This is a genomic window from Stenotrophomonas sp. Ker107b, from assembly GCF_053847245.1.
On sequence record NZ_JBSPHX010000001.1, the window covers coordinates 1,333,676 to 1,352,097 of the forward strand.

An 18,422-nucleotide genomic window follows, 5' to 3' on the forward strand; every position below is an offset into this window, starting at 1 on the left:
GGAGCCTTGCATGTCCCTGCCCCCACCCGTTCTCTACCACGCCTCGCTTGAGCATGCCGACGACGATGAGGCAACGCATATCCGCGAGCTGACCGAGGTATTCGCGCGCATGGCCTTGACCGTCGCCGAGCAGGAAGGCCACGCGCACCGTGCGGTCCATGCCAAGGGTCAGGGCCTGTTGAAGGGGAGGCTGCGCGTGCTGGATGGATTGCCGGCGGAGCTGCGCCACGGTCTGTTCGCACGGCCGGGAAGCTACGACGCACTGGTCCGGCTGTCGTCCCCGCCGGCCGAGCAGCTCCCCGATTCGGTCTCCACCCCACGCGCGATGGCGCTCAAAGTGATGGGTGTGGAAGGCCCCCGCGCGGAAGGTGCCGAGGAGCAGCACAGCCAGGATTTCCTGATGGTCAACGGCCCGGCCTTCAATACGCCCGGTGTAGCCGGTTTCCTGCGCGCGGCCAAACTGCTCGCCGCCACCACCGAGCGGATGCCGCGCACCAAGCGGATGATCTCGGCCACGCTGCGCGGCGCGGAGGCGGCGCTGGAAGCGGTGGGCGGCCAGAGTGCCACGCTGAAAGGCATGGGCGGCGAGCCGCAGCACCATCCGCTGGGGGAGACGTTCTTCAGCCAGGTGCCGTTCCTGTATGGCCCGTACATGGCCAAGTTTTCCCTGGCGCCGGTCTCACCTGCGCTGCTCGCACTGACAGGTGACAAGATCGGCTCGGACGAGGATGCGCAGCGTGAGGCGGTGGTCGCGTTCTTCACCGACCGCCCCAATCCCGTGGAGTGGGAATTGCGTGTGCAGCTGTGCCGTGATGTGGAGCGCATGCCGATCGAGGATGCGTCGGTCGCGTGGCCCGAGGCCGACAGCCCGTTCCTGCCGGTTGCACGCCTGAGCATCGCGCAGCAGGAGGCCTGGCAGCCCGGCAGCTCGCCCGGCATCGAGGATGCACTGGCGTTCGCGCCGTGGCACGCGCTGGCCGAACATCGCCCGCTCGGCGGCTTGAATCGCGCGCGCCGCGTGGTGATGGCCGCCTCGCGTCAGTTCCGCTCGCGGTTCAATGGGTGTCCGATCCACGAGCCGGTGGGCTGAGGCTCGCTTCGGGCGCAGGCGCGAGTTGCGCCTCACCGGATGTCGTGCAGCTCCATGGCGCGCATCACGATCGGCTTGGCCCAGTCTGGGGTCTGCAGCAGCTCGATCGCCGAGGCCGGATAGTGCAGCCCGTTGCGGTCCAACTGCAGCACCGGCAGCGGTTCGGCGCCATCGGCATCGGCCGGGGCACTGTTGTCGTAGACGTGCAGCTCGGCCAGGTGCGGCAGCAGCGCCAGCAGGTTCTCGCGCGAGGAATCGTAGCGGGCGCGGATCTTGTCGGCGGGGATATCATGCCCGCCGCGGCTGACCCGTGCGGCGACACGTTGCATGTGCAGTTCCACGCTCTGCAGGCCACAGAACCAGATCGCCACATCGTGGCGGTCGCAGGCCTCGCGTAGCAGGCGCGGGATGGTATTGCCGCCCAGCGTGGTTTCGAACGCGAAGTCGGTGCCTGCGTCGATCGCCTGCCGCAGCCGGCGCGCGCCTTCGTTCCAGGCCGCGGCATTGGCCTCGCCCAGCGCCCAGCCGGTCTCGACCAGGCGGCGGGTAAACGTATCCGGGTTGAACCAGGTCAAGCCTTCTTCTTCCAGCCACATGCCCAGCAGTGAGCTCTTGCCGGCGCCATTCACGCCGGCCAGCACCAGAATCCGTCCCATCGGTCAGAGCGGGCTGCCGAGGGCGACCTTGCGGCCGCGGCGGATCGGCTGCCCCAACACCTTGCCCAGCCCACCATCACGGCCGAGGCTGGCCAGCGTGGTGTCGAACGCAGCGCGCAGGCGGTCCAGTTCGCCCAGCCGCTCATCGGCATCGCCGCCAGCCGCCTTGGCCAGGAGTTCCTGGTAGGTCTTGATATCCACGATCACCGCTTCGGGGTGATTGTGGTTGGTGATCACCAGTGCCTGCTTCTCGCGGACGGTCCGCATCAGGCTGGGCCAGCCGCGGGTTTTCACCGAGGAGGCAGTGGCCTTCTCAAGGCCGGGCAGATCCAGTGGCAGGGTCATGGCACGCTCCAGGACGGGATGTGCCCACTATACCCTTTCTGGCCAAATTGGACATAAATCCCATTTTGGCCAGAAGGAGGGTCCAGAGGCCCGTCAGCGGGACATTGAGTAAGGCTGCTCGGCGCCCTGTCCCGGCCAGGCCTTGTTGGGCTCGGCCTGCAGGGTGAAGCGCAGCTCGCCGCCGGCCAGGATTTCGTCGTGGCGCAGGAAGGTGCGCTGCAGCGGCTGGCCATTGAGGGTTACCGAACCGACGTAGTCGTGCCCCTTGCCCAGCCCGTCGGTGACGATGGTGAAGGTCCTGCCGTTGGGCAGATGCAGCGCCGCCTTGGGCAGGAACGGACGGCCGATGATGTACTCGCCGCTGCCCGGCGCGACCGGGTAGAAGCCCAGCGCGGTGAACACGTACCAGGCTGACATCTGGCCCAGGTCGTCATTGCCGGCCAGACCATCGGGACGGTCGGCATACTGGGTGTCCATGATCTGCTTCAGGCGCGCCTGGGTGCGCCACGGCTGGCCGGCATGGGCATACAGGTAGGCCACGTGGTGGCTGGGCTCGTTGCCGTGCGCGTACCAGCCGATCAGGCCGGTGATGTCTTCCATGTGCTCGAAGATGGACGGGTCGACCTTGGCCTCGAACACCTGGTCCAGACGGGCCAGCAGCGCGTCGCTGCCACCGTGCGCGGCGGCCAGGCCGGCCACGTCGTGCGGCACATACCAGGAGTACTGCCAGGCGTTGCCTTCGGTGTAGTCCGTGCCGTAACCGCTCGCGCTCGGGTCGAACGGCGTGCGGAAGCTGCCATCGCGTTTGCGCGCCCGCATGAAGCCGGTGTCTTTGTCGTAGGCATTGCGCCAGTTGGTGGCGCGCTTCTCGAACTCACCGGCGACCTTCGTGTTGCCCATGGCCTTGGCCATGCGCGCGATGGTCCAGTCGTCGAAGGCGTACTCCAGCGTCTTGCTGGCCGCTTCGCCTTCCTCATCGATCGGCACCCAGCCCAGCTCGCGGTACTGCGCGATGCCGTCGTACGGGCCGTAATTCGCAGTGGCCACCATCGCCGCCAGGGCCTTGTTCTCATCGAAGCCACGGATGCCCTTGAGGTAGGCATCGGCGATCACCGGCACGGCGTGATAACCGATCATGCACCAGGTTTCCTGCCCGTGGAACGCCCACACCGGCAGCATCCCGTAGGCGCTGCTGTGCTGGTGCGCGAGCAGCGAATTGATGAAATCACTGTTGCGTTTTTCCGGTTGCACCAGAGTCAGCAGCGGATGCAGGGCGCGGTAGGTGTCCCACAGCGAGAACGTCGAGTAGTTGGTGTAGCCCTCGGCGCGGTGCACGGCGTTGTCCGAGCCACGGTACTGGCCATCGCTGTCCATGAAAACGGTCGGCCCGAGCAGGCTGTGGTACAGCGCGGTGTAGGCGCTGCGCCGGTCGTGCTCGGGGGCGTCGATATCCAGCACCGACAGTGCCTGCGTCCACTGCGCTTTCGCCTCGGCACGGACGCGATCGAAATCGAAGCCCGGCACTTCGCTCTCCAGGTTGGCGATTGCCCCGGCCTCGCTGACCGACGAGATCGCCACCGTCACCACCAAGGGCGTGTCGAGCGTGCCGAAATCGAAGGTACCCACGAGCTGGCGGCCTTCGATCTGCGCACGCTGGGCCGGGCTCTGGTGGCCCGGCGGCGGGAAGCCTTTGTAGGCGATGTCGGTCTCGGTGTTGTGGAAGGCGTGACCAGTCAGTGGCCGCGAGAAGCGCATCGCGAAATACAGCTGGCGGCCCGGTGCCCAGCCGCGGGTCTCGCGAAAACCAGTGACGGTGCCGTCCTCGCGGGCGCGCAGGCGTGACCACATGATCTTGCCCGGGTAATCGTAGAGGCTGGTACGCAGGTCGAGCAGCACGCGCGCCGGCTGGTTGGCCGGATAGGTGTAACGGTGCACGCCCACGCGGGTGCTGGTGGTCAGCTCCGCGCGCACCTTGGGATCATCCAGGGTGACGGCGTAGTAGCCGGGCTCGGCGCGCTCGTCGTCGTGGCGGAAGCGCGAGGTATAGCCGCTGCCGGGCTTGTCCGGATCGCCACGTTCCAGGCTGGCATCGGTGCGCACCGGCATCAGCAGCACATCGCCAAGATCGGAATGGCCGCTGCCGGAGAAGTGCGTGTGCGAGAAGCCGACGATGCTGGTGTCGTCATGCCGGTAGCCGGCGGCCCAGCCATACGCCTTCTCGCGCGGCTGGATACGGGTGTCCGGACTGAGCTGGACCATGCCGAACGGCACTGTGGCGCCGGGATAGGTGTGGCCTTCCCCTGCGGTGCCGATGAACGGATCAACGGCCGCATAGGCACGCTCGCCGACCTTCGCCGGTGCTGCGGCGGCTGTGCCGGCCACCAACATCGCCCCTACCGCGAGCCCCAACCACCGCACCGTCCCCGTTTTTGTCATGGCATTGAATTTAGATCGATTCAGGTGAGGTTGATCCTAGCACCGGCGTGGCAGAGGGGCATGTTGCGGTGCGGCTGACGTCCGGAGGGACGCTGCTTGCTACGCTGGCGCCTGGTTCGTCACACGGAAGACCCGCATGGTGTTACGCCGCCTTACCTGCCTGCTGGCAACCTCTCTCATCATCGCTGCCCTGCTTGCCGCCTGTGCGGGACACACCGTTCCCAGCGGCCTGACGACAACAGCCCGCGCCTCCGAATCACCGGCGGCCGCGCTGACATGGATGAAGCAGGCAGGCGGGCATCCACCCACTGCGCGCCACGAAAGTGCGTTGGTCGCGCTCGACGGCAAGCTCTACCTTCTGGGGGGGACGTGGTGAGCGCCCCCTGGAGATCTTCGATCCCGCGAACGGACGCTGGACGCGCGGTGCACGACCGCCACTGGATCAGCTCCACCACGCGCAGGCGCTGGCCTACAACGGCCGCATCTGGGTGCTGGGGGCGTTGACCGGCGATTTCCCGGCCGAGCCCGCCGTGCCCACGCTGTGGGTCTACGACCCGACAGCCGATGCGTGGCAACCGGGGCCACCGCTGCCGGCAGGCCGCGCACGCGGTGCCAGCGGCGTTGCGTTGCACGCAGGACGGATTTACCTGGTCGGTGGCGTCACGCGTGGACACACGGGTGGTGTGGTGCCTTGGCTGGATGTCTTCGATCCCGCGACGGAAAGGTGGACGGCGCTGCCGGATGCACCGCATGCGCGTGATCACTTCCACGCCGCAGTGCTGGACGGTGCGCTCTATGCCGCCGGTGGCCGGGTCAGCGCCCATGGCAGCGGCGCATCGGGAATGCAGTCGGTGGCGGCGGTGGACATGTTCGACATTGCCTCGGGCCGCTGGTCCACCCTGCCCTCGCCCCTTCCTACCCCGCGCTCAGGCACTGCCACGGTCGCCTGGAATGACCGGCTCGTCGTGATCGGCGGCGAAAGCGATGCGCACACCATCGCACATGCGCAGGTCGAGGCCTGGAACCCAGCGACGCAACGTTGGGAAGCACTGCCGCCACTGCCGGTGGGGCGGCACGGCATGCAGGCAGCCGTACTGGACGGGGCGCTGCATGTGGTCGCCGGCAGCGGCAATCGCGGCGGCGGCCCGGAACTGGACGACCATTACCGCTTGGTCGCCCGTCCGTAGTCCATCGCAGGCAGGTCGTACCCAGGCCCGGTTTACGCCGGGCGTGCCGAGTCCGGCACCGCCGCCTCGGGCAGCATGGGCTGGGTCGCGTCCACCGTGACCGGCTCATCGCTGCGCATCAAGGCGCGCGCTTCGGCTTCGCTCGCCACCGCCGGCGGGGAGCCGCGCAGTGGCATGCCGGCGGTCTCGCGGACGAACAGCATCGTGATCACGCCGATCACCGCCGCGCCCATCAGGTAGTACGCAGGCACCAGCGGATCACCGGTGCGCTCCACCAGCCAAGCGGTCACCAGCGGCGTGGTGCCACCGAACAGCGAGACCGATACGTTGAAGGCGATCGACAGCGCGCTGTAGCGCACCGGGGTGTAGAACAGCGCCGGCAGCGTGGACGGCATCGAGCTGGTGAAGCACACCAGTGCCAGCCCGAGCAGCATCAGCCCCAGGAAGATCAGCCAGTCATTGCCGCTGCCCACCAGTTTCAGGCACGGGATCGCCAGCAGGAACAGCGCGATGCAGGCACCGATGATCATCGGGCGACGACCCAGGCGATCGCTGAACAATCCACCCACCACATTGAGCGGCATCATTACCAGCATCACGATGATGATCAGCAGCAGGCCTTTGCTTTCGGCATAGCCCATCGTGACGCTGAGGTAGCTGGGCATGTAGGTCAGCAGCATGTAATCGGTGACGTTGAACACCAGCACCAGGCCGACGCAGATCAGCAGCTGTGCCCAATGCACGCGGAACAGCGCGCCCAGACCAGGGCGCTCGTGATCGCGCTTCTCGGCCTCTTCGGCATACGCGCGGAAGGCCGGCGTCTCCTCCAGCTTCATGCGCATATACAGGCCAAGTAGACCCAGCGGACCGGCCACCAGGAACGGAATGCGCCAGCCCCAGTCCAGCATCTGCGTGCTGCTCAGGGCCATGTGCAGCGCGGTGACCGTGCCGGCACCGGCGATGTAGCCGCCCAGCGTACCGAACTCCAGCCAGCTGCCCATCAGGCCGCGGTTGCGATCGGTCGAATACTCGGCGATGAACGTCGCCGCGCCGCCGTACTCACCGCCGGTGGAGAACCCCTGCACGATGCGGGCAAGCAGCAACAGCGCCGGCGCCCAGATGCCGATACGGTCGTACGAGGGAATCAGGCCGATGCTGAAGGTACCGGCGGCCATCAGGATCATGGTGGCCGCGAGCACCTTCTGCCTCCCGTACTTGTCACCCAGCGGGCCGAACACCAGGCCGCCCAGCGGGCGCACCAGGAAGGCAACGGTGAAGGTGGCAAACGTGGCGATCAGCTGTGCGGTCGGGCTGCTGTCGGGGAAGAACACGTGGCCGAGGGTGACGGCGAGGTAGCCGTAGACGCCGAAATCGAACCACTCCATCGCGTTGCCGAGCGCCGCAGCGCCAACGGCCTTCTTCAACATGGGGCGATCAACGACGGTGACTTCGTCGACATGCATCTGGCGGCGACGTTTGAACCAGCCGAAATGAGCGTGTGCGGCAGGCAGGTCCTGCATCTGCTTTCTCCTGGAAGCAGGCCATCGCGGCGCCCGAGGTCCCGCGCACGGCACAGGAAATACCGCCTCTGATGACACAGCGCGATGCGCGAAGAGGGGTTGCAACAGACGATCCCGGACGGCCGCGTGGACTCAGCGACGCTGCGGGATGGATGACCAGGAAGCGGGCAATGGCCCGGGGGTGATCAAGCGAGCCATGTTACTACATTTGGCCAGCGTGAGCCCGGTGCTGCGCTGTCTATCGGCGTGGAACAGCGTGTTTCAAGCTGCTTTCATGCGCTTTTCACGCAATTCATACATGCCTGTGCAACGCGGGAACTGCATCGTACGGACTACGATCGCGGTACCCGCACGCGATTGAGAGCGGGCTGATCGTTACTGCCCGCGTTCGAGCGCATCGATCAGCGGCGCGAGATCGTCGCGCTCGTGTGGCCGCACCGCACGCGCGATCTCCTGGCCGTCGCGCAACAGGATCACGGTCGGCCACAGTTTCACGGCAAAGGAGCGGCCCAGCGGCCGCCCCTTGCCATCCTCGACCTTCAGGTGCGTCGCGTCGTAGCCACCCAGAAATTTCTGCAGCAGGGGCTGGGCGGCACTGCAATGGCCGCACCAACCGGTGCCGAACTCCAGCAGCACCCATCCGTTGCCCGCATCGATGTCGGCACGGGTGATGTCGGAAGGGCTGTACTCACGAACGAAGGCCATGCGCGTTACTCAGGAAAGCGCTCGCTGGATATCCTCCAGCGGTGCATTGGTGTAATCCTTCGCGAGATCCTTGATGAGTCGCTCCTGGGTTTCCTTGTGCAGCAACGGACGGATGCGGCCCAGCGTCTGCGGATCGGCGATCAGGATCAGGTGTGCGTAGCGGTTCTTCAGCGCATCTTCGTTCAACTGCGCGGCGACCTGCTTGGCGAACGTGGCTTCATTGAGCTGGGAGATCGTCATGTCCTGTGGCACCGAGCCGGAAGGGCCCTGCCCCGAGGCGCCGGTCTCACTGACGGCCTGCAGCTGAAGTTCCCCCTCCTGCTTGAGCTGAAGCGTGTGCGCGGTGCCGACGTTGGTGAACACGCGGGCCGAGCCGCCGTCGGCGACAACAACGAGGGTACCTTCGGGAATCTGCTGGCTCATCATCTACTCCTTATGGGGAACTCCGAGCGCGGTTGCACTCGGCTTCCACCGTAGGCAACCCCATGTAAGCACCGTGCATACGGATGTATGCATTCCGTATGCAGCGCCTGTGCGCCCTACTCCACGGGCGCTGGCGCTGCCGGCAACGGCATGTCCAGGTGGCGGGAGAAGAAACGGGCCATCAGCCGGTAAGCCTGCTGGCTCTCGGGCAGCCGGGCATCCAGATGAAATGCGTGGCCCAGCCCGTCCCAGACGTGCAGATCCGACTCGCGGCCCAGGTCCACCAGGCGGGAATGCGTAAAGGACACGTTGCTCAGCTCCGCCGCACGGGTGGCGGTGATGAACAGGGTCGGCGGGAACTGCGCCAGGACCGCATCGGAAAACACTGGCGACACCAGCGGATCACGGAAGTCCACCGTCCCGTAATACAGGTCCTCCATGATCGGCAGCGAACCGTCGGCATGCGGCAGCAGTGCATCGGTGAGGGCCGCGGCCACATAACGGGAGTCGCCGCCATAGCGTGCATCGCCGCCGGCGCAGAACAGGCCGGCCGCGGCCGGCATCGGCAGCTTTTCCTTGCCGAACCATGCAAGCGACTCCCCGGTCAGTACGCCACCGGCCGAGCAGCCGAACAGACCGATGTGCCGTGCCGGCATCTTCTCCAGCGCCGCCCGGTAGACCGCCGCCACATCCTCACTCGCGGCCGGGAATTGATGCTCCGGGCCTTGCCGGTACTCCACCGCCACGACCGTGGCCCCGGTCATGGCCGCGACCGGAATCGCCTCCAGCAGGCCGAGGCTGTCGGCGCGGCCGAACACGAACGCGCCGCCGTGCAGTTCGATCAATAGACGCCGCTGCGCCGGATCGGCTGGCGCACTGCGTGGCTCGACACGGACCACCGGCACGCCATTCCAGGTTTCGTGGTGCAGCTCCACCGGATAGCGCTGGCGCAGCGCCTTGATCTCGCCGTAGGCCCAGTCGTCGGCGCCCTTGCGGATCGTCGCCAGTTCCTTGAGCACGGTGGCGTTGTCCATCTTCGCGACCGGGTCGCCGTTGATGACGGCGCTGCGCATCGCGGCCTGTGCTTCCGGGCTCAGATACGGGGACAGCGGCAGCGCGAATGCCGGTACGTTCCGGATGCCTTCCGCTGGCGGCGGTGCAGGTGTGATCGCCATGACGGTTCCGCTGGCGGCCAACAACAGCGCCAGTGGCGCGAACATCCTGATCCTGTTCATCTGCTGCACTCCCCGTGCGGAATCGCGTCACAGCATAGCCGCTGCCTCGCCGCCACGGCATGTGGTCACTCCCCGGTCTGGCTGAGTTGACGTGTTTACCTCTACTGGTCGCCGGGTCGGCTTTCTAAACTCCGGGCGTGCCGTGCTGGCACAACCTGCGGACGGTGCGTCCGTGCTCCAACCTCAGGCACGTAGTGCATGCACCCAAAATCGATGCTCTTCATTCTGTTGGGCACACTGTTCACCGCCGCAGGCTATGGAGCAACGTTCCTGATTTCGTTCTGGTTTCGGGCGAATGGCGGCAGTGACATCGATGCCGGCAGCGCCCTGGGAATGGCCTTGGTTGGCACCCTTATGGGTGTTCCGCTGGTTGGTTGGTGCGCCGGCAGAGTCGATGCTGCACGTCTGGCTGCCGTTGGAGCACTAGCACTGGCCTGCGGCTACGCACTGCTGGGCGGCTTGCGTGGCCTGAGCCCTGCCTACCTGCCGGGCGTGGCCATCCTGCTGATCGGCTTGGGGTGGGGCATGTTTTATCTGGCTGCACCACTGGCGTTGTCAGAGCGGCTCACGGATCGCGAACGCGGTCCCGGCTTCATCCGCTTCAGCGCCTTCCAGATGACCGGGATCTGCCTCAGCCCCATCCTGTTGAACCTGGGGGTGGCGCAGTATGACCTTCCATTGAGCACCGCATTTCTCTGGGTGGCGGCAGTGGGACTGGCGGCTTCATTGCTGCTGGGCACATTCGGTCTACGCGAACCCATTCGCTCAAGCGAGTCTGCGCTGCGCCCGTGGGTAGGCAGCGTCATCATGATCGCCAAAAGCACTGCCATCCGCCCGATCGTGATGGCAGGCTTAGGCGGCGCCGTCTTCTCCGGCATGATGGCGTTTCAGGGATCCCTTACCGAAGGCACGGGCGCGAGTGCCAGCACTTTCTTTGCGGTGCATGCCACCACCGCCGTCGTAACGCGCCTGGTGTTGGCGCGTAAGCTACCCGTGTGGCCGCGGACGCCGCTGATCAGCTGCTTGCTGGGCTGCCTCATCGCGGGACTGGCGAGCCTGCTCGGAATGCCCGTGCATCCTGCGTTCCAGATTGCCGCCGCCGTTCTCACTGGCGCCGGTTATGGCCTGCTCTATCCCGTGATCCAGACCTGGGCGGTCAATGCCTCGCCGCAGGAATACCGCCACGCAGCGTTGACGTGGTTCGTCTTGGCCTACTTCGTAGGCATCTTCGGGTTTCCGGCCATAGGCGGCTGGTTGCTCGTCACTGCCGGCAAGGCCGTGTTTGTCTGGTTGCTGGTTGCGCTCGCCACGCTTGAACTGGCGACGGCCGTTCTGAGAAAACGCAGGTGACTACATCTTCCGACAGATGCGATCTGCATTGAACGCTCGTCCGGGATACCCGCACGCACTGACGTCATTGCATACACCCCAACCAGCACTGCGACGCCATGTCGCACCGCCATGCCAAGCGCAATTGACCAATGTCAACGCCAGTCCGCAGCGACTGCCGTATTTCTATCCGGGACACGACGTCACCGGCCTCCCGCTGCCGGCCAGCGCCGGCGGCAGCACCGGCACGCGAGGGTCACCGGGGGCCACCTATCCGCCATCCGTTGAAGGAACTGTCATGAGCTACGCCCCCGAATCCACCCAGCTGCTTGCCGCGCTCGAGAATGTCATGGTGATCTCCACCACCGACCTGCAGGGCAACATCACCTATGCCAATGATCTGTTCTGCACGCTGACCGGGTTCCAGCGTGAGGAGCTGGTCGGCCAGCCGCACAGCATCGTGCGGCACCCGGATGTGCCCAAGGCCGTCTACAAGGACATGTGGGACACCATCAAGGCCGGCAAGACCTGGACCGGCATCGTGCCCAACCTCGGCAAGGGCGGCGTGCTGTATGTGGTGGACACCACTGTGCAACCGCTGTTCGATGCCGACGGCACCATCACCGCCTACATCAGCATCCGGCGCGTGGTGAATGATCTGATGTCCAACTTCGATGCGGTGGAGTTCAGCAAGGAAAAGTTCGACGATTTCTACGCCGCTGCGTGATTGCCATGGCCCCCATCGAGCGACTGTGGGTCGGGTTTGGCTCTGAATCCGGCACGGCACGCGCCCTGGCCCATCGGCTGGGCGCGCACCCTGCGCTGAAGGCCCATCCGCACCAGATACTGCCACTCAACGAGATCGACGTGGGGCAACTGGGCGATGGCGATGTGTTGCTCGCGGTGTCCAGTTCGTTCGGCGACGGCGAGCCGCCGGCCAATGGCGAGCAGTTCGTCGAGGCCCTGCGGCAGGCCCCGGCGTTGCCGGGGCTTCGCTACGCGGTGTTCGGGCTCGGCGACACCGGCTATCCGCAGTTCTGCGGTTTCACGAAGGCGCTGGATGCCCTGCTGCAGGCACGTCAGGCGCAGCCCATCATGAATCGCGTGGACGCCGATGCCAGCTTCGAGGATTTCTTCGAGCGCTGGGCACCGACCTTGGGCGAGGTGCTTGCGGGCCGCCCGGACGCCGGGCGCGACCTGCACCTGCAGGTCACCGCCTACAGCGAGGACAACGCGTTCGAGGCACCGATCGTGGCGCGGCGGCGCTTGAACACCAGCGATCCAGCGGCCTGGCACCTGTCGCTGGATCTGCGCGGCAGCGGCATTGTCCACCGCGCGGGCGACACGCTGCACGTGATACCGGAGAACGATCCGGCGCTGCTGGCTGAACTGGCACGCTGGTACGGACAGAACGAGGCCGTCGAGCAGTTGCGGCACAAAGAACTGCGCCAGCCTGGCAAGTCCGTACTGCGCGAACTGGCACGGATGAGCGGCAGTGAGGCGCTCAAGAGTCTGCTGAAAGTGAGCCAGCGCACCGCCCTGGAGGCCTACCTGCACGGCACGGACCTGCTGGACATCCTGCAGGATCATGCCACCCCGGACAGTGTGCCGCTGGCGCGGCTGGTCGAGCTGCTCCCGCCCTGTCTACCGCGCGCCTATTCGATCGCCTCGCATGGCCAGGCAGAGACGGTGGACCTGTGCATACGCGAGGTGCGCTACCAGCAGCGTGGCCGCGAACGGCGTGGTGCCGCGACCGGCTGGTTACTGGGCAATGCCGGCCATGCGCGCGTCTACTGCCGCTCAAATCCCGGCTTCCACCTGCCGGAAGACCTTGATAGTCCGCTGGTGATGGTCGGCACCGGCACCGGCATCGCCCCGTTGATGGGCCTGATGCAGGAGGTGCACGCCACCGGCATGCCGCGCGAGGTGTGCCTGGTGTTCGGTGAGAAGCAGCGTGAGCACGACTTCCTGTATCGCGAGGTGCTGGAGCAGTGGCAGGCCGCGGGACGCCTGTCGACACTGATGACCGCGTTCTCCCGCGATGGCGCGGAGAAGTTCTACGTTCAGCACGCCTTGGCCGCCAATGTGGGCCACATCAGCGACCTGCTCAGCCGCGGCGCACATCTGTATGTGTGCGGCAACAAGCGGCATCTCGACGGTGCGGTACAGGAAGCGATCGATCCAATGGTGCCGCAAGCTGCCGGCTGGGCCGCCCTGCAGGCACAGGGACGAGTGCACTGCGAGTTGTACTGACGCATTTCAATCCGCTGCGTCAGGCGACGCCAACGCAGCCAGGCGCTCAGGGTGGAGCAGCGCCACATCGCGCTGCTCGATCGCAATCAGGCCCTCGTCGTGGAAACGGCGCAGCACCCGGGTCGCCGTCTCCGGCGCCATCCGCAGGTAGTTGGCGATCTCAGTGCGGGCCATCACCAGCCGGAACCGCGTTGCCGAAAAGCCGCGACGCGCATAGCGCTCGGACAGGTCCAGCAGAAAGGCGGCCATGCGCGCATCGGTGCGATGGTTGGCGGCCAGCAGCGCGACCTTGCCGATCTCCGCGCTGAGCAGGCTGAACAACCGCGACTGCAGCCCAGGCATCCGCGAAGCGAGCAGGCTCATCTTCGGGAACGAGAAGCGGCACAGGTGCACGGTATCGAGCGCCACCGCGTGGCACGGGTAACGCCCATCATGGATCGCATTGAGGCCGATCACCTCGCCGGGCAGGCTGAAACCGAGCACCTGCTCATTGCCTTGGGTGTCGGTGATGAAGGTCTTGACCATGCCGGCGCGGACCGCAGCGATCGCATCAAACGGATCGCCTGCACGGAAGATCGTCTCGCCCGCCTGGAACGGACCCACGTGGTCGACCAGCACATGCAGCTCGGACAAGGCCGTCTTGTCGTACCCCTGCGAGGTGCAGGCGTCCGAGAAAGCGCATGTGGTGCAGAAGCGCAGCGCATCACCGTCATCGGCAGCGGCCGGATTCGGGGTGACCGGGCCGATCGGTGGGCGCAGCGATGAGGGGAGCGACATGGTTCGATGCAGGGAAGAACGCCTGTCAATGATACGCGATGGGCCCTCGCAGCCGGCCCGGATGAACGCCCGCGCCAGCAGTGCAGGCCCCTTCGGGTGTAAAATTCGTCGTTTTAACCGGAACAATGGCCAAAACCGCGCAACGGACGCCTGTCCCGGGCCCGGCCTTCATCCGGCTGCTGGCCCGCCTTGCTGAGAGCAACCTGTCTTCGACGGGCCCTGCCCTGTCAGACCGGCTCAGCGAGTGGGTGGACTGGACGCGGGCGGTCACCCTGTCCAAGGCGCTCGATGGCCGGCTCCCACCCGCCGTGGAGGGCCCGGATTTCGATGCCGACGAGGACGCCGAGTGCCAGCGGATCCGCGCTGCGCTGGCGGCGACCATTGTTCAGGAACCTGAGGGCACCAGGCACCCTCGCCGGGTCGTGGCGGCCGACGGTGGCGACGCCCCTGTCGAGTACATCGTGTTCCGCGAGCGCTATCTGACCCTGCAGCGCGCCATGCTTAGTGCCACCAGCCGTATGCGTGGCCGTCTGCGCGACATGTTGACCCGCACCTCGCCCGAGATGGCGCGGCTCGCCGAAGTCGACGCACTGATGGAGCAGACCCTGAGCGCGCGGGAGTACAGCCTGCTGGCCAAGGTGCCGGTGCTGCTCGGGGTGCATTTCGAGCGCCTGCGCGAGACCGGCAGCGATGATGGCTGGCTCGAGGCGTTCCGCCGTGACATGCAGAGCCTGCTGCTGGCCGAACTGGATGTTCGTTTTCAACCGATAGAAGGGCTGCTTGCAGCGCTTCGCACCCACTAACCGGGACGTCATGTTCAGAACCAGTCTTCACTACGTTGTTTTCCTGCTTGGCCTTGTTGCGGTGTGCTGGATCGGGGCGGGCTATGCCAGCACCCATCCGGTCGGTTTCGCTGTCGCCCTGCTGATCGCCGTCTGCTACCTCGCCGGTGGCCTCGAGCTGTATCGCTACCGACAGGCCACCGCCTCGCTCACGGCGGCCAGCGCCAGTGCCGGCACCGCCAGCGCCGGGCTCGCCACCTGGCTGGGCCAGCTGCATCCCAGCCTGCGCAATGCTGTGCGTCTGCGCGTGGAAGGCGAGCGCGTTGCCCTGCCCGGTCCGGTCCTGACGCCGTACCTGGTCGGACTGCTGGTGCTGCTGGGCATGCTCGGCACCCTGCTAGGCATGATGGCGACGTTGCGCGGGACCGGACTGGCGCTGGAAAGCGCGACCGATCTGCAGGCCATCCGCGGCTCGCTGGGTGCGCCGGTGGAAGGCCTTGCGGTCGCGTTCGGCACCTCGATCGCCGGTGTCGCCACCTCCGCGATGCTGGGCCTGCTTTCGGCCCTGTGCCGGCGTGAACGGCTGGAAGCGGTGCAGCGGCTGGACGTGGAGATCGCCACCACCCTGCACACGCATTCGCAGTCCTGGCAGCGCAATGAAGCCTTCCGCTTGCTGCAGCAGCAGGCCGAACTGATGCCGACGCTGGTGGAACGGCTGCAGGCCATGACCACCGCGATCGAGCAGCAGAGCAGCGCCTCGGGTGACCGCCTGCTGGCTAACCAGCAAAGCTTTCATGCCAAGGCCGACGAGGAGTACGCGCGCCTGACCGCCGCGATCGAGCAGTCACTCAAGGACAGCGTCGCCGAAAGCGCACGCGCGGTCGGTGCGGCCTTGCAGCCGGTGATGGATACCACGCTCGCCGGCATCGCGCGTGCCAACGCCACCATGCACGAGACGGTGACCGATGCGGTGCAGCGCCAGCTGGCCGGTTTGACTCAGGGTTTCGACGCAAGCCGTGCCGCCACTGCCACGTCCTGGCAGGCCGCGCTGGACAGCCAGCAGCAGACCAACAAGGCACTGACCACGGACCTGCGCGCCACGCTGGACGGGTTTGCCGCGCAGCACGATCAACGCGCGCTTGGCCTGCTCGATGCCGTTTCCACGAAGCTGGTCAGCACCGCTGATGGTTGGCAGGCGGCCCAGTCCGCACAGCAGCAGACGAATGAAGCCATGGCGGCTGAGCTGCGCAGTGCACTGACCCAGTTCGCCGAACAGCATGGCGAGCGCTCCAGCGCGTTGCTTGAGGCAGTCTCGACCGAGCTCAGCGCGACCGCGCAGCGCTGGCAGGAGGCTCAGGCTGCGCAGCAGCAGACCCATGCTGCGCTCACCGGCGACCTGCGCACGGCGCTGGCCAGCTTCACCGACACACATGACGCCCGGGCCACCGGCCTGATCGACGCGGTCGGCAACCGCATGGACGCCACCACCGCGCAGATCGCCGAGGCATGGCAGCAGGCGCTCGCCCGCCAGGATGCTGCCGCCACTGCAGTGAGCGAGCGTCACCAGCACGCGCTGGATGCCGCCGCCGCGACGCTGCAGGCGCAGGCGGTCTCGCTCGGCGAGGCGATGCAGCACTCGCATACCCAGCTGCAGGACGCACTGGAAGCGCGCGATCAACAGCGCCTGAGCGTGTGGACCGATGCCTTCACCGGCATGAGCGCCAGCCTCGGCGAACGCTGGGAGCAGACCGGCGCCAGCGTGGCCAGCCGTCAGCAGGAGATCTGCGACACCCTCGCCCGCACCGCCAACGACATCACCCAGCAGGCCCAGGCGCACGCCAGCGAGACGATCAGCGAGATCTCGCGCCTCGTCCAAGCCGCCTCGGAAGCGCCCAAGGCCGCGGCCGATGTCGTTGCCGAACTGCGCAGCAAACTCTCCGACAGCCTGGTCCGCGACACCGCCACGCTGGAAGAACGCAGCCGCCTGCTGGCCACCGTGGAGACCCTGCTGGATGCGGTCAACCACGCCGCGAACGAACAGCGCGTCGCCGTGGATGCACTGGTCTCGACCTCGGCCGAGCTGCTGGACCGCGTCGGCACCCGCTTCACCGATCACATCGAAGCCGAGACCGGCAAACTCGGCAGCGTGGCCGCGCAGGTCACCGGCAGTGCAGTGGAAGTAGCGAGCCTGGCCGATGCGCTCGGCAGCGCCGTGCAGTCCTTCGGGACGGCCAGCGACGGTCTCAACGAGCGGTTGGCCCAGATCGCCGCCTCGCTGGATGGTTCGCTGGCCCGCAGTGACGAGCAGCTGGCCTATTACGTGGCCCAGGCGCGCGAGGTCATCGACCTCAGCGTGCTCTCGCAGAAGCAGATCATCGACGAGCTGCAGCAGCTGGCCGGCCGCCGCAGCAGCAAGGCCGGAGCCGCCTCGGCATGAGCGACGAGATCGAAGTCGAGGCCGACGGAGGCGCGCCGATCTGGGCCGCCTTCGGCGACCTGATGTCGGTGCTGCTCGGTGCGTTCGTACTGATCCTGGTCGGCGTGGTCGCGCTGCAGCTGGAGCTGACCAACCGCCTGGATGAGGAGGTCAAGCAGCGCCAGGCCGAAGTGCAGCGTCGCCAGACGCTGGAGCAGGCACTCGCCGGCCCGCTCGCCGCAGGGCGCGTGACGCTGGTGGATGGCCGCATCGGCATCCGCGGCAATGTGCTGTTCGCCCTGAACTCCGACAAGCTGCAGCCCGAGGGCGTCGAGGTCCTCAAGAGCCTGGCCGGGCCGCTGAAAGGCTACCTGGCCTCGCGCGAGGAAATCCTCATGGTCAGCGGCTTCACCGACGACCAGCAGGTGCGCGATGGCAACTGGCGCTTCGCCGACAACTGGGAACTCTCTGCCGAGCGTGCGTTGACCGTGACCCGCACCCTGATTGCCGAGGGCGTGCCGTCGGATGCGGTGTTTGCCGCGGCATTCGGTTCCGAGCAGCCGGTGAGCTCCAACGCGGACGAAGACGGCCGCGCGAAGAATCGCCGTGTGGAGATTGCGCCGATTCCCAAGCCCAAGACCAGCAAGGCAGCGGATGCCCCGTAGTTCTGTCGCAACGACTGAGATCCTCCAGAACTGGCGAGCGGACAAGCTCGACCAGCTCGACCGCACGCGCTTTGCCATGATTGAAGCGTTGCATGCCCGCGCACAGATGCATGAAGGTGCGGTGCGGGCGCTGTTGCAGCAGAAGCTGGACGCGTTGGTCGCGGGTTACGCTGAGCGGGTTGCCGAGGCGTCGGCATCGATAACGTACGAGCCGGTCTCGTCATCGGCTCGCACCGGTCTGCAGGCGCTGATCACGGAATTGACCCGGCAGCACAGTGCTGCGTATCCGGAATTGCCGGTGCTGGGCGAGGTCCGTGCGACGTGGGCCAGGCTGCGCAATGCCAGCCAGCTCAAGGAGTCGCTGGCCCAGGTGCCCACCAATGGTGGGCCGTTGAACTCCGGTGTACTGGTCCATCGCGCCCTGACGCTGATGAAAGCGACCTCGCCCGGTTATCTGACGCATTTCATGGCGTACCTGGATGCGCTGTCGGGCATGGAGCACCTGCATCAGTGGGGCGTGCTGGTGGCGACGCCGAAGGTTGTGCCGCGAGGGGCGAAGCCGCGGCGGCCGCGTGCGGGCAAGGCAGCAAACTGAGGTTTCTC

16 protein-coding genes and 1 pseudogene are annotated in these 18,422 nt (G+C 66.6%); 9 read left to right on the top strand and 8 right to left on the bottom strand.

The features are described from left to right. Positions 1–10: 10 nt before the first annotated feature. Positions 11–1,090 carry a catalase family protein gene (locus ACWV8V_RS06145; protein ID WP_455899226.1) on the top strand — a complete coding sequence of 360 codons (1,080 nt, stop codon included), beginning with the start codon at positions 11–13 and terminating at the stop codon, positions 1,088–1,090. Between the two features lie 32 nt (positions 1,091–1,122). Here ACWV8V_RS06145 and ACWV8V_RS06150 read toward each other — a convergent pair whose 3' ends face one another. The 3 genes from ACWV8V_RS06150 to ACWV8V_RS06160 form a co-directional block, all read right to left on the bottom strand. After that, positions 1,123–1,746 (bottom strand): AAA family ATPase, encoded by a 624-nt coding sequence (locus ACWV8V_RS06150; RefSeq protein WP_455899227.1) that lies wholly within the window; start codon positions 1,744–1,746, stop codon positions 1,123–1,125. Positions 1,747–1,749: 3 nt separating this feature from the next. Continuing rightward, the gene (locus ACWV8V_RS06155) at positions 1,750–2,091 is read right to left on the bottom strand and encodes a type II toxin-antitoxin system prevent-host-death family antitoxin (RefSeq protein WP_455899228.1); all 342 of its coding nucleotides are present in this window, start codon (positions 2,089–2,091) and stop codon (positions 1,750–1,752) included. A 93-nt stretch (positions 2,092–2,184) separates the two neighbouring features. Then, positions 2,185–4,479, bottom strand: coding sequence for a GH92 family glycosyl hydrolase (locus ACWV8V_RS06160; protein ID WP_455899229.1), 2,295 nt, complete (start codon positions 4,477–4,479; stop codon positions 2,185–2,187). A gap of 184 nt (positions 4,480–4,663) precedes the next feature. Between ACWV8V_RS06160 and ACWV8V_RS06165 the strand changes: the two are divergent. After that, a pseudogene (locus ACWV8V_RS06165) lies at positions 4,664–5,714 on the top strand (Kelch repeat-containing protein). A 32-nt stretch (positions 5,715–5,746) separates the two neighbouring features. On the opposite strand, the gene proP reads toward ACWV8V_RS06165, so the two are convergent. The 4 genes from proP to ACWV8V_RS06185 all read right to left on the bottom strand — a co-directional run bounded on the left by proP (position 5,747) and on the right by ACWV8V_RS06185 (position 9,597). Next, positions 5,747–7,234 carry a glycine betaine/L-proline transporter ProP gene (proP, locus tag ACWV8V_RS06170; protein WP_123729357.1) on the bottom strand — a complete coding sequence of 496 codons (1,488 nt, stop codon included), beginning with the start codon at positions 7,232–7,234 and terminating at the stop codon, positions 5,747–5,749. Positions 7,235–7,609: 375 nt separating this feature from the next. After that, positions 7,610–7,939: a thioredoxin family protein gene (locus ACWV8V_RS06175; protein ID WP_259259966.1), complete on the bottom strand. Its 330-nt coding sequence runs from the start codon at positions 7,937–7,939 to the stop codon at positions 7,610–7,612. Positions 7,940–7,948: 9 nt separating this feature from the next. Next, positions 7,949–8,362 carry a host attachment family protein gene (locus ACWV8V_RS06180; RefSeq protein ID WP_259259965.1) on the bottom strand — a complete coding sequence of 138 codons (414 nt, stop codon included), beginning with the start codon at positions 8,360–8,362 and terminating at the stop codon, positions 7,949–7,951. A 116-nt stretch (positions 8,363–8,478) separates the two neighbouring features. Then, positions 8,479–9,597: an alpha/beta hydrolase fold domain-containing protein gene (locus tag ACWV8V_RS06185; RefSeq protein WP_455899230.1), complete on the bottom strand. Its 1,119-nt coding sequence runs from the start codon at positions 9,595–9,597 to the stop codon at positions 8,479–8,481. Positions 9,598–9,810: 213 nt separating this feature from the next. On the opposite strand from ACWV8V_RS06185, the gene ACWV8V_RS06190 reads away from it, so the two are divergent. The 3 genes from ACWV8V_RS06190 to ACWV8V_RS06200 all read left to right on the top strand — a co-directional run bounded on the left by ACWV8V_RS06190 (position 9,811) and on the right by ACWV8V_RS06200 (position 13,179). Then, complete coding sequence (locus ACWV8V_RS06190; RefSeq protein WP_455899231.1) at positions 9,811–10,947, top strand: MFS transporter; 1,137 nt, start codon at positions 9,811–9,813, stop codon at positions 10,945–10,947. A gap of 277 nt (positions 10,948–11,224) precedes the next feature. Further along, on the top strand, positions 11,225–11,653 hold the full coding sequence (locus tag ACWV8V_RS06195; RefSeq protein WP_259259963.1) for a PAS domain-containing protein: 429 nt from the start codon (positions 11,225–11,227) through the stop codon (positions 11,651–11,653). Positions 11,654–11,658: 5 nt separating this feature from the next. Further along, entirely contained in the window at positions 11,659–13,179 is a 1,521-nt protein-coding gene (locus ACWV8V_RS06200) for a diflavin oxidoreductase (RefSeq protein WP_455899232.1), read from the top strand. A 6-nt stretch (positions 13,180–13,185) separates the two neighbouring features. Here ACWV8V_RS06200 and ACWV8V_RS06205 read toward each other — a convergent pair whose 3' ends face one another. Continuing rightward, on the bottom strand, positions 13,186–13,956 hold the full coding sequence (locus ACWV8V_RS06205; protein ID WP_259259961.1) for a cyclic nucleotide-binding domain-containing protein: 771 nt from the start codon (positions 13,954–13,956) through the stop codon (positions 13,186–13,188). A gap of 125 nt (positions 13,957–14,081) precedes the next feature. On the opposite strand from ACWV8V_RS06205, the gene ACWV8V_RS06210 reads away from it, so the two are divergent. Genes ACWV8V_RS06210 through ACWV8V_RS06225 form a run of 4 tightly spaced genes read left to right on the top strand, consistent with a single transcriptional unit; the run spans position 14,082 to position 18,414 of the window. After that, positions 14,082–14,759, top strand: a complete 678-nt coding sequence (locus tag ACWV8V_RS06210) for a DUF3348 domain-containing protein (RefSeq protein WP_455899233.1) — start codon at positions 14,082–14,084, stop codon at positions 14,757–14,759. A 10-nt stretch (positions 14,760–14,769) separates the two neighbouring features. Next, positions 14,770–17,175, top strand: coding sequence for a DUF802 domain-containing protein (locus ACWV8V_RS06215; protein WP_455899234.1), 2,406 nt, complete (start codon positions 14,770–14,772; stop codon positions 17,173–17,175). Beyond that, complete coding sequence (locus ACWV8V_RS06220) at positions 17,172–17,819, top strand: OmpA family protein (RefSeq protein WP_259259958.1); 648 nt, start codon at positions 17,172–17,174, stop codon at positions 17,817–17,819. Before ACWV8V_RS06215 ends, ACWV8V_RS06220 begins: the two co-directional genes overlap by 4 nt. Beyond that, on the top strand, positions 17,809–18,414 hold the full coding sequence (locus ACWV8V_RS06225) for a DUF2894 domain-containing protein (protein WP_455899235.1): 606 nt from the start codon (positions 17,809–17,811) through the stop codon (positions 18,412–18,414). Before ACWV8V_RS06220 ends, ACWV8V_RS06225 begins: the two co-directional genes overlap by 11 nt. Positions 18,415–18,422: the final 8 nt, after the last annotated feature.

What these genes read in the sequence shown, in the direction of transcription:
- ACWV8V_RS06160 (WP_455899229.1), bottom strand. Translation starts at nt 4,479, where the DNA reads ATGTTGGTGGCCGGCACAGCCGCCGCAGCACCGGCGAAGGTCGGCGAG.
- ACWV8V_RS06220 (WP_259259958.1), top strand. Translation starts at nt 17,172, where the DNA reads ATGAGCGACGAGATCGAAGTCGAGGCCGACGGAGGCGCGCCGATCTGG.
- ACWV8V_RS06180 (WP_259259965.1), bottom strand. Translation starts at nt 8,362, where the DNA reads ATGAGCCAGCAGATTCCCGAAGGTACCCTCGTTGTTGTCGCCGACGGC.
- ACWV8V_RS06205 (WP_259259961.1), bottom strand. Translation starts at nt 13,956, where the DNA reads ATGTCGCTCCCCTCATCGCTGCGCCCACCGATCGGCCCGGTCACCCCG.
- ACWV8V_RS06145 (WP_455899226.1), top strand. Translation starts at nt 11, where the DNA reads ATGTCCCTGCCCCCACCCGTTCTCTACCACGCCTCGCTTGAGCATGCC.
- ACWV8V_RS06150 (WP_455899227.1), bottom strand. Translation starts at nt 1,746, where the DNA reads ATGGGACGGATTCTGGTGCTGGCCGGCGTGAATGGCGCCGGCAAGAGC.
- ACWV8V_RS06155 (WP_455899228.1), bottom strand. Translation starts at nt 2,091, where the DNA reads ATGACCCTGCCACTGGATCTGCCCGGCCTTGAGAAGGCCACTGCCTCC.
- ACWV8V_RS06190 (WP_455899231.1), top strand. Translation starts at nt 9,811, where the DNA reads ATGCTCTTCATTCTGTTGGGCACACTGTTCACCGCCGCAGGCTATGGA.
- proP (WP_123729357.1), bottom strand. Translation starts at nt 7,234, where the DNA reads ATGCAGGACCTGCCTGCCGCACACGCTCATTTCGGCTGGTTCAAACGT.
- ACWV8V_RS06215 (WP_455899234.1), top strand. Translation starts at nt 14,770, where the DNA reads ATGTTCAGAACCAGTCTTCACTACGTTGTTTTCCTGCTTGGCCTTGTT.
- ACWV8V_RS06185 (WP_455899230.1), bottom strand. Translation starts at nt 9,597, where the DNA reads ATGAACAGGATCAGGATGTTCGCGCCACTGGCGCTGTTGTTGGCCGCC.
- ACWV8V_RS06175 (WP_259259966.1), bottom strand. Translation starts at nt 7,939, where the DNA reads ATGGCCTTCGTTCGTGAGTACAGCCCTTCCGACATCACCCGTGCCGAC.
- ACWV8V_RS06225 (WP_455899235.1), top strand. Translation starts at nt 17,809, where the DNA reads ATGCCCCGTAGTTCTGTCGCAACGACTGAGATCCTCCAGAACTGGCGA.
- ACWV8V_RS06195 (WP_259259963.1), top strand. Translation starts at nt 11,225, where the DNA reads ATGAGCTACGCCCCCGAATCCACCCAGCTGCTTGCCGCGCTCGAGAAT.
- ACWV8V_RS06210 (WP_455899233.1), top strand. Translation starts at nt 14,082, where the DNA reads ATGGCCAAAACCGCGCAACGGACGCCTGTCCCGGGCCCGGCCTTCATC.
- ACWV8V_RS06200 (WP_455899232.1), top strand. Translation starts at nt 11,659, where the DNA reads ATGGCCCCCATCGAGCGACTGTGGGTCGGGTTTGGCTCTGAATCCGGC.